This window comes from Streptomonospora halophila, from assembly GCF_039542725.1.
Taxonomy (GTDB): Bacteria; Actinomycetota; Actinomycetes; order Streptosporangiales; family Streptosporangiaceae; genus Streptomonospora; species Streptomonospora halophila.
Map to the genome: position 1 here is coordinate 153,269 of NZ_BAABIK010000014.1, position 9,415 is coordinate 162,683.

The following is a 9,415-nucleotide window of genomic DNA, read 5'->3' on the forward strand; positions in this document are numbered from 1 at the left end:
CGATCCCTGCGGCACGACGCGCTGCAGGGTGGAGGCAGCACGTGTCTGACGACCACGCCCCGGGCGCCATCCCCGAGCCCGCGACGCCCGCCGACTCCCAGATCACGAGGGACCCGCGCCCGCGGGCGCGCCTGAAACGCATCCTGTCGATCGGCACCGCCTGGGTGGTCGTGGCCGCTCTGCTCAACGCGATGCCGGCTTCGGCGCTGCTGGTCAACGACCGCCCGCAGGTCAGCGACGACGCCAGCGTGGCGGGGGAGGCATTCGCCTCCGGCGCCGCCGGCAAGAAAAGCGGAGCCGAGGACAAGGCCGCGGTCAAGCGGTTGGGCAAGGCCGGGTGGCCCGCACCGGCCACGGTCGCGCTAAACAAAGGTGAGGCGACCCAGGCGCGGGCCCGCGCCTTCGCCGCCCCCGGGAAGAAGCAGGACCAAGTGGTCTCGCTGGGGCCGGCCACCGACAGGGTCCGCAAGGACTGGACCTCGCCGGTGGAGCGGGCCACACCCGAGGAGACGGGTCAGGGGCCCTCCGGTCAGCGATCGGAGGACCCGGGCTCCACGCCGGCCGACGAGCGCCCGGCTCCGGCACAGCCCCAGAGCACCGGACCCGCGTCCGCGGCCTCGCCCGAGCCGAGCGCCCCTTCGCCCTCGGCGGCCCCCTCAACCGCACCGCCGGCCCCGTCCCCGCAGCCGTCCCCCTCCGCCGCACCCGCCCCCGAGGACGGCAACGACGACGGCGGGGGAGAGGCGTCCGCCGAGCCGGGCGCGGTGCAGGAGGCCGAGCTGGAGGTGCTGGAGCCCGAGCACGCCCGGCGGCTGGGTGTGGACGGGCTGCTGCTGCGACTGACGCGCACCGACGGCGGCGAGCAGGCGGCTCCGGTGCAGGTGGGCGTCAACTATGCCGACTTCGCCGCGGCCTTCGGCGGCGACTACGGCTCCCGCCTCGACCTGGTCGCGCTCGACGCCTGCACCGAGCCCGGCGCCGACGAGGACTGCCTGCGCACGGTCGAGTTGGGCGCAGTCAACGACACCGGCGCACAGACTCTGACGGCCACCGCCCCGGCCACCGGTGGCGAGGGGACCCTGCTGGCCGTGGCGGCCGACACCCAGAGTGAGGGCGGCACCGGCGACTACGCGGCCACCAAGCTCCAGCCCTCCGCCGAGTGGAACACCGGCATCCAGACCGGGGCCTTCTCCTGGTCCTACCCGATGTCGGCTCCGCCGGTGGCCGGCGACCTGATGCCGCAGGTCGCGCTGGGCTACTCCTCCCAGAGCGTGGACGGGCGCACCGCCGGCTCCAACAACCAGACCTCCTGGATCGGCGAAGGCTTCAGCTACAACCCCGGCTACATCGAGCGCCGCTACGAACTGTGCCAGGACGCCGGCCACGACGTCGCCGACCAGTGCTGGGCCCGCCACAACGCCACCCTCTCCCTGGGCGGCACCTCCACCGAGCTGATCATCGACGCCGACGGCGACTGGCACCTCAAAGACGACGACGGCTCCAGGATCGAACGCCTCACCGCGACCACCAACGGCGACGACAACGGCGAGTACTGGAAACTCACCACCCCCGACGGCACGCAGTACTTCTTCGGCCGCAACCGCCTGCCCGGCTGGTCCTCCCGGGATCCCACCACCAAGTCGGCGCTGACCATGCCGGTCTACGGCGACGACTCCGGCGAGCCCTGCCACGACTCCGCCTTCGCCGGCTCCTGGTGCCAGCAGGCCTACAAGTGGAACCTGGACTACGTGGTCGACGCCCAGGGCAACGCGATGGCTTTCCACTACGCCCAGGAGACCAACCACTACGGCCGCAACCTCCAATCCGAGGCCACCGCCTACGACCGGGGCGGCTACCTCAAACGCATCGACTACGGGCTCCGCGAAGGCGACCCCTTCGCCACCGCCCCGGCCCAGGTGAAGTTCGGCGTCAGCGAGCGGTGCCTGCCCACCGACGACTTCGACTGCGCCCCCGGCAAACGCACCGACGCCAACGCCGACCACTGGCCCGACGTGCCCATCGACCGCGAATGCGGCGCGAACGAGGACTGCACCGGCAACCACACTCCGGCATTCTTCTCCACCAAGAAGCTGGACCAGATCACCACCCGGGTGCACGACGGCGACGGCTACACCACCGTCGACTCCTGGAAGCTGGACCACAAGTACCCGGCCCCGGGTGATGGCACCGACCCGGCCCTGTGGCTGGACGCCATCACCCACACCGCCCACGCCGGCGGCGGCGAACCCCAGACCTATCCGTCGGTGACCTTCAACGGCACCCCGCTGCGCAACCGGGTGGACGCCCGCACCGACGGGCTCGCGCCGATGTACAAGTGGCGCATCACCGCGATCTACACCGAGACCGGCGGCCAGATCGACGTCACCTACTCCGACGCCCAGTGCCAACCCGGCGACACCCCCACACCGCACTCCAACACCAAGCGGTGCTACCCGGTCATCTGGACCCCCGAAGACGAAGAGGAACTGACCGACTACTTCCACAAGTACGTCGTCACCCAGGTCGCCGAGATCGACCGGGTCACCGACCAGCCCGACGTCATCACCTCCTACGACTACGTGGGCGACGCGGCCTGGCACTACAACGACCCCGACGGGATCGTCCCCGAGGACCGCAAGACCTGGTCCCTCTTCCGCGGCTACGAGAAGGTCAAGGTCCGCACCGGCCACCCCGACGCCACCCGCACCGAGACCGAGCACCTCTTCTACCGCGGCATGGACGGCGACCACCAACCCGACGGCGACCGCTCCGAAACCCTCACCGACTCCCGCGGCACCGAGGTCGTCGACCAGGAGGCCTTCAACGGCACCACCCGCGAGGTCATCACCCGCAACGGCGTCGGCGGCGACACCGTCTCCACCACCGTCACCACCCCGTGGAAGAAGCAGACCGCAAAGCGCACCTACGACTGGGGCACCCTGCGCGCCCACCTGTCGGGCACCAAGAAGAGCGAAACCCACACCGCCCTGCAGGACGGGTGGCGCACCACCCGCACCGTCAACCATTTCGACAACCGCGGTTACATCATCCGCACCGACGACCAGGGCGACATCGACGACCCCGGCGACGACCGGTGCACCCGCACCACCTATGCCCGCAACACCGACGACTGGCTATTGGACACGGTCTCTCGTGTGGAGGCGGTCGATGCGGGGTGTTCGGCCGAAACTGAGCGGCCAACCCAGGTCATCAGCGATATCCGTACGTCCTATGACGGCCAGGACTACGGCACCCCACCCACCCGTGGCCTGCCGACCGCCACGCAGCGCCTGGCCGACTACACCGACGGCCAGGCCCAGTACCAGACCACCGGCGAGACCACCTACGACGACTACGGCCGGGTACTGACGCAGACCGACGCGCTGGGCAACACGACCACCACCGACCACACCTCCGCGATCGCCGGCGGCGCGGCCACGAAGACCACCACCACCAACCCGCTGGGCCACACCACCACCCAGCGCTTCGACATCCGCGCCCATGTCACTTCTCAGACCGACGCCAACGGCAACACCACGAGCCTGGCCTATGACGCATTCGGCCGCCTCACCCAGGCATGGCTGGCCGACCGGCCCAAGGACGCCTACGCCGACAACCCGAGCATGGAGTTCGCCTACCACGTCTCCAAGGACGCCCCCGCCGCCGTCACCACGTCGGTCCTGAACCCCAACGGCGGCTACACCACCGCCTACGAGATCTACGACGGCCTGCTGCGGCTCCGTCAGACCCAAAAGCCGGCCACCGGCGGCGGCCGCCGCATCACCGACACCTTCCACGACTCCCGCGGCAACACGGTCGTCGAACGCGACGCCTACTACAACGACGCCGACCCCGGACAGGACCTGTTCGTCGTCAACAACGACGACGAGATCCCCCGCCAGACCGAGAAGGTTTTCGACGGCGCCGGGCGGCCCACCGATGTTGTGCAGGTCTCGCGCGGCGAGGAGCAGTGGCGCACCACCACCGCCTACCTGGGCGACCGCACCAAGGTCACCAAGCCCGAGGGCGGTACCGGCACCACGACCATCACCGACGCGCGCGGCCGAACCGTTGAGCTGCGCAAGCACCACGGCACCCAGCCGCAGGGCGACTACGACGCCACGACCTACACCTACGCCAAGAACGACCAGATCGCCACACTCACCGACCCCGAGGGGGCGAAGTGGGAGTACACCTACGACCTGCGCGGACGCAAAACCCAGGTGGACGACCCCGACACCGGGACCTCCACCTTCACCTACGATGCCGCCGACCAGCTGACCAGCACGACCGACGCGCGCGGGCAGACGGTGCACACCACCTATGACGAACTGGGCCGCAAGAGGGAGCTGCGCGACGACTCGGCCAGTGGCACCCTGCGCGCCGAATGGGTCTACGACACTCTGGAGAAGGGGCAGCTGACCTCCTCCACGAGGTATGTGGACGGCGACGCCTACACCGACCGGGTGCTCTACTACGACCGGATGTATCGCACGGTGCGCCGCGAGGTCCAGATTCCTGAATCTGAAGAGGGATTGGCCGGCACCTATCAGTACCAGTACATGTATGCCCCCGATGGCAGCCCGCGGGCAACGGCCATGCCCGGCGCCGGGGACCTGCCACGGGAGAATGTACAGGTCGGCTATGACGATCTCGGCCAGCCGATCAAGGTCACCGCGCGCCAAGACATCGTGGGCGAGGCGCTCTACTCCAAACTCGGTGATCTCGTGCAGCGTGAGTTCAGCCGCGGCACGCTCGGTGCGGAGAAGACGTGGTTGACCCGCGACTACGACGAGGCTACCGACCGGCTGTCGATGACCAGCCTGGTCCATCAGAACGGCGAGGGGTCGCTGACCACCCAGCACTACAGCTACGACGACACCGGAAACATTCTCTCCGTCCGCGACGAGCCCACCGGCGAGGCGCGGAGCTCGGACGTGCAGTGCTTCGACTACGACTACCTGCGGCGCTTGACCGACGTGTGGACCCCTGAGGCCACCGGCGAGAACGCGTGCGCGGCCGAACCCGCGACCGACGGCCTGGGCGGGGCGGCCCCGTATTGGACCTCCTACACCTACGACGCCTCCGGCAACCGGGTGAGCGAGACCGACCATGCCGCCTCGGGCACGACGCTGTCGACCTACACCCCGCCGGCGGCGGGGGAGGGGCCGGCCCACGGCGTCGCCGAGGTGAACACGACCGCCCAGGGGACTGAGGCCTCCGGGGGCGCGGCGTCCACCTCCACCTACGACTACGACGCCGCCGGAAACATGGTCTCGCGCACCACCGGCGACCGCGACCAGGAGATGGTCTGGGACGCCGAAGGCAACCTCGCCTCGGTCCAAGGGTCGGCCGGCAGCGCGAGCTTCGTCTACGGCGCCGACGGCCAGCGGCTGATCCGCCGCCAAGGACCAGAATGGACGCTGTACCTTCCGGGTCAGGAGGTCACCTGGACGGCGGGGGAGGGCACGACCGCTACCCGTTACTATTCCCACGCCGGGGAGACGGTGGCGGTGCGCGAGGACGACTCCACGCTGCACTGGCTGTTCGCCGACCACAACGGCACCTCCCAGATCGCGGTGGATGCCGAATGGGGCACGGTGCAGCAGCGCCGCTTCACCGCGTTCGGCCAGGCGCGCAGCAGCACCGAGGCCTGGCCCGGGGAGAAAGGGTTCGTCGGCGGCACCGTGGATGATGCGATCGGCCTGACCCGGTTGGGGGCGCGCTCCTATGACGCGGAGTTGGGCCGGTTCATCTCGGTGGATCCGCTGATGGACCAGTCGGATTCGCAGATGATGCACGGTTATGCCTACGCCAACAACAGTCCGGTGAGCATGTCGGACCCGGCGGGAACGGCGCCGTGTTCGGGTTCGACCTTGGTGGATTACCGCAGGGGCGGGTGCGGCGACAGGAGCGGCAACCGCGGCGGTGGTGGCGGCCGTTCCGGTCACCACGGCGGCTCTGGCTCCGGCGGCGGTGGCGGTGGGTTCACCGGTGTGATCACCACGCCGGGCTGGGGCGGCGGTGGTGGCGGCGGCTACTGGGGTGGCGGCGGTTCCACCGGCGGCGGCTATTACGACGGTCCCACGGGAGGAGGCGGTGGTGGCGGATCCGGTCCCGTCTACGTCGATCCCTACGACAACGAGTCTTATAAGCCTGATCCGGTGGATGTGGCCCAGGACGACGCCAAGTCGATGCAACCAACAGGGGCCGAAGGTACAACTTCAGTCGGCGGCGGAATGCATGGTTGCGGATTTCCCCCCTACGATGGGTGCTCCACTGGCGAAAGTGACTTGAGAGACCTGCTCGATCTCGTGCTCGATTGGGGAACCGTTGCGTCTGATGTAGCGTTGTTCTTTATTGTAACTCTTGGTGCTGCGTCCCTAGGTGCAGCTATAGGCGCTGGAGTTGGAACTCTGGTTCTCCCCGGAATTGGTACAGTTTCCGGAGCGCTCGGGCTAGGGATTATTTTCGGCATCGTTGGTGCTGCGATTGCTCTCAATATCATTCTCCCCAAATATGGGTATCGCTATTTCATGAGGCAACTGCACCGAATTAGGCGTTCCGGTGACGAATCCATGGATGGCGGTGACCCGCTGGGTCCATCCTTTGTTCCGGCAATCGAAGACCGACCCGGCCCCTCTATTCCAATCTATACTGCTTAAAAGGGCATATAAATAGTTATCCGCTGGCCTGGGCGGTGGAAGGAAACTCCGAAATCAGGGAAGCCCGCCGCGGCTCGCGGAATGTTGAAGAAGGTGTGGCTCGAAACCATCAAAAAGAGGTCATTCAAGAGTAGTAGACGGCCCTAGTGCGATTGGAGGGCCAATGGAAGGCGATGGCACTAGACATCGAGGGCAAGTCGCTGTGGCTCTATTTATGCTTTCCTTCTTGGTGAGTGGAGGTGCATCGTTTGCCTTTTCCGTTTATCTGTTTTTTCGATCAACTCCGTTGATTATAGTATCATTGGGGATCGGTGTTGGGGTTACGCTATTTGGCCTATTTTTTCTTGTTCATCTCGCATATTTAAAGCAATCGGGGGGTGTCGATGTTTCTGGGTTGAAGTGCCTGATGTTGTTTAGTGTGATTTCATTCTTGTGTGTTGCTTTGTTCTTCCTATCTTTTGTTTTGCTTATTTATATTAACAACTATTGGGGGGCAAGGGAGAGGCTCGGTTTTACCGAGTGGGCGTCAAGTTTTGTTTGCGGAGTTTTTAGTCCCGTTATGCTCAGTATTTCTATTCTTCGAGACTATATGCACCTTTCTTTTCGGGTGAAATGAACCGGCGCCGCCTCGTCGGTGCACTTTCGGCGACTCCTTCCTCCCTCTGCTGGTCTGTTAATTTGCGTCCAAAATCAAGGCGGAGATTCTCCCCGTGCATCCGTGTGCGGACGGCGAGATCTGGGCCGGACCCATCTCTCGCGGTCGCCCCTCCATGGAACCGGTCCCGGATGGATGAATGCGCCCCGGAGTCCGGAGTTTGTCTCGTGAGTGGTGTGAGGCTCCTCCTATTTCGGCCACCCCGCACGTCAATTCCTTCTCGGTTGATTAAGCGGTTTCCTTGGCCCGCGCCACGTGCCTCGGTGTTCGTGCTCCGAGGACCTGCGAGCCGACGGGGTTGTGCTTGCGGGTCGGTTCTGGTGCAGGGCGGTTGCAATGTTGCGCCTCGGGTTTTGTGCCCTCAATCGCAACGGCACCGGTGTTGCCCGCTGCACCGTCGAGCGGCTCATGCGCGCCTCGGGTCTGCGGGGCCTGCGGCGCGGGAGGCGGCCGAGGACGACACTGGGCGCAGCGCCGGCCTCCGGAGTCGAGGACCTGGTCGAGCGCTCTTTCACCGCCTCCGCGCCGAACCGGCTGTGGGTCGCCGACATCACCTATGTCCGCACCTTTTCGGGGTGTGCCTATGCCGCGTTCGTCCTCGACGCGTTTTCCCGGAAGGTGGTGGGCTGGCAGGTCTCGACCTCGCTGCACACGAATCTCGCGCTCGATGCCCTCGAGATGGGTATCTGGGCCAGGAAGCGCGAGGGGCTGGATGTGACGGGGCTCGTTCACCATTCGGACCGGGGAGTGCAGTATCGGGCCGTTCGCTACACCGAGCGTTTAGCGGAGGCCGATGCGGTCGCTTCGGTCGGTTCCCGCGGTGATTCCTACGACAACGCGATGGCCGAGGCGTTCAATTCGCTGTTCAAGGGCGAATTGATTCACAATCCTCTCAAGCGCGGCCGCGGGTGGGCCTCGATCACCGACGTCGAGTTCGCTGTGGCGGAGTATGTCGATTGGTACAACCACCGGCGCCTCCACGGCGAGCTCGCACACCGCGCTCCGGCCGAGGCCGAGGCGGTGTACCGGGCGGTTGGCTATGATCACAACGCCGAACCCGCCCGGATCGGAGACAGGTAACGCAGCCTGCGCCAGAGCCGGGGCGCTACACTCGATGAGCATCAGGTGCGCCGGTATACCTCCTGGACCCGCTGGGTGACCCTGGCAATGCTGGCCCATGCCTTCCTCGCCGTGCTGCGGGCGGGTGAGGACACCGGCGCCCGCAGCGACGCCGCTGAGATGGTGCCGCTGTCCTGCAACGAGATCCAGCGGCTGTTCATGACATTGGTCGCCGATCGGGTCCACCACGCCGATCACCGGCTTAGCTGGTCACAGTGGAGGCGCCGCCACCAGGCACGAGCGCGCCGGGCTCATTACCGACATCGGCAGGTAGCCCAACCATGACGATCACGATCTACAGCTGGAGTACTAACCTCGATCTTTCGTGAGGTTGCGACGGCGAGGTGAAGGACCTGGTCCTGGTCACGGCCCGTCGATGTCGAGTGGGCCCAGCAGGTTCTCAACGACGGGGATCTGGGCGGCGATACGGTCACCGGGGGCCAGCGCGACTAGGATGTGGCGGTTTCGTGGGCGGTGACTGAGCCGCGGAAGGTCTTGGCATCGATCGATGGTGCCAGGACGGTGGTGGGGTCGGGCGGAAAGGGTGGCCATGCTCGCCGGGGCGCTGGCCAGTAGGACGCGGGGACGTGCTAGTGCTCTGACCGGAAACGTTGACCGGGTCGCATCAGGCCGCTGAGGCCAGCGGGCGACCGCCCCAACGGATGCCTTTCTCACTGCGGACGCGGGCGCGTTCGCGCCGTTGGGCGGCCAGCACGTCGGGGTGGCGGGCGTTGGCGTTGCGCCAGCGCAGGTAGGCGTGCAGCGCCCGGGTCTGCACGGTGTGGTTGGGGTGGTGGGAGTTGGCGATCGTGAACTGTCGCAGCGGCCCGAAGTGGGCCTCGATCGGGTTGGCCCAGGACGCGTAGGTCGGCGTGAAGCACAGCTCGACCTTGTTCTTCTTCGCCCAGGCCCGGATGACCTGGCCCTTGTGTGCCGAGAGGTTGTCCAGGACGACATAGATCGGAGCGCCGTCGGG

Annotated in this window: 4 protein-coding genes and 1 pseudogene; 4 read left to right on the forward strand and 1 reads right to left on the reverse strand. The window is 66.7% G+C overall.

All coding sequences use genetic code 11. From position 1 onward, the window contains the following. Positions 1-41 precede the first annotated feature (41 nt). The 4 genes and pseudogenes from ABEA15_RS14020 to ABEA15_RS14035 form a co-directional block, all read left to right on the forward strand. Positions 42-6,665: an RHS repeat-associated core domain-containing protein gene (locus tag ABEA15_RS14020; RefSeq protein WP_345556980.1), complete on the forward strand. Its 6,624-nt coding sequence runs from the start codon at positions 42-44 to the stop codon at positions 6,663-6,665. 163 nt (positions 6,666-6,828) lie between these two features. Next, positions 6,829-7,281, forward strand: a complete 453-nt coding sequence (locus ABEA15_RS14025) for a hypothetical protein (protein WP_345556981.1) — start codon at positions 6,829-6,831, stop codon at positions 7,279-7,281. A 375-nt stretch (positions 7,282-7,656) separates the two neighbouring features. Continuing rightward, the gene (locus ABEA15_RS14030) at positions 7,657-8,400 is read left to right on the forward strand and encodes an IS3 family transposase (RefSeq protein ID WP_345556982.1); all 744 of its coding nucleotides are present in this window, start codon (positions 7,657-7,659) and stop codon (positions 8,398-8,400) included. A gap of 24 nt (positions 8,401-8,424) precedes the next feature. Then, positions 8,425-8,724 (forward strand): annotated as a pseudogene (locus ABEA15_RS14035) (IS701 family transposase); the annotation flags it as partial. Positions 8,725-9,064: 340 nt separating this feature from the next. Here the strand turns inward: ABEA15_RS14035 and ABEA15_RS14040 are convergent. Continuing rightward, a partial coding sequence (locus ABEA15_RS14040) for a transposase (RefSeq protein ID WP_345556983.1) occupies positions 9,065-9,415 on the reverse strand: 351 nt, incomplete at its 5' end.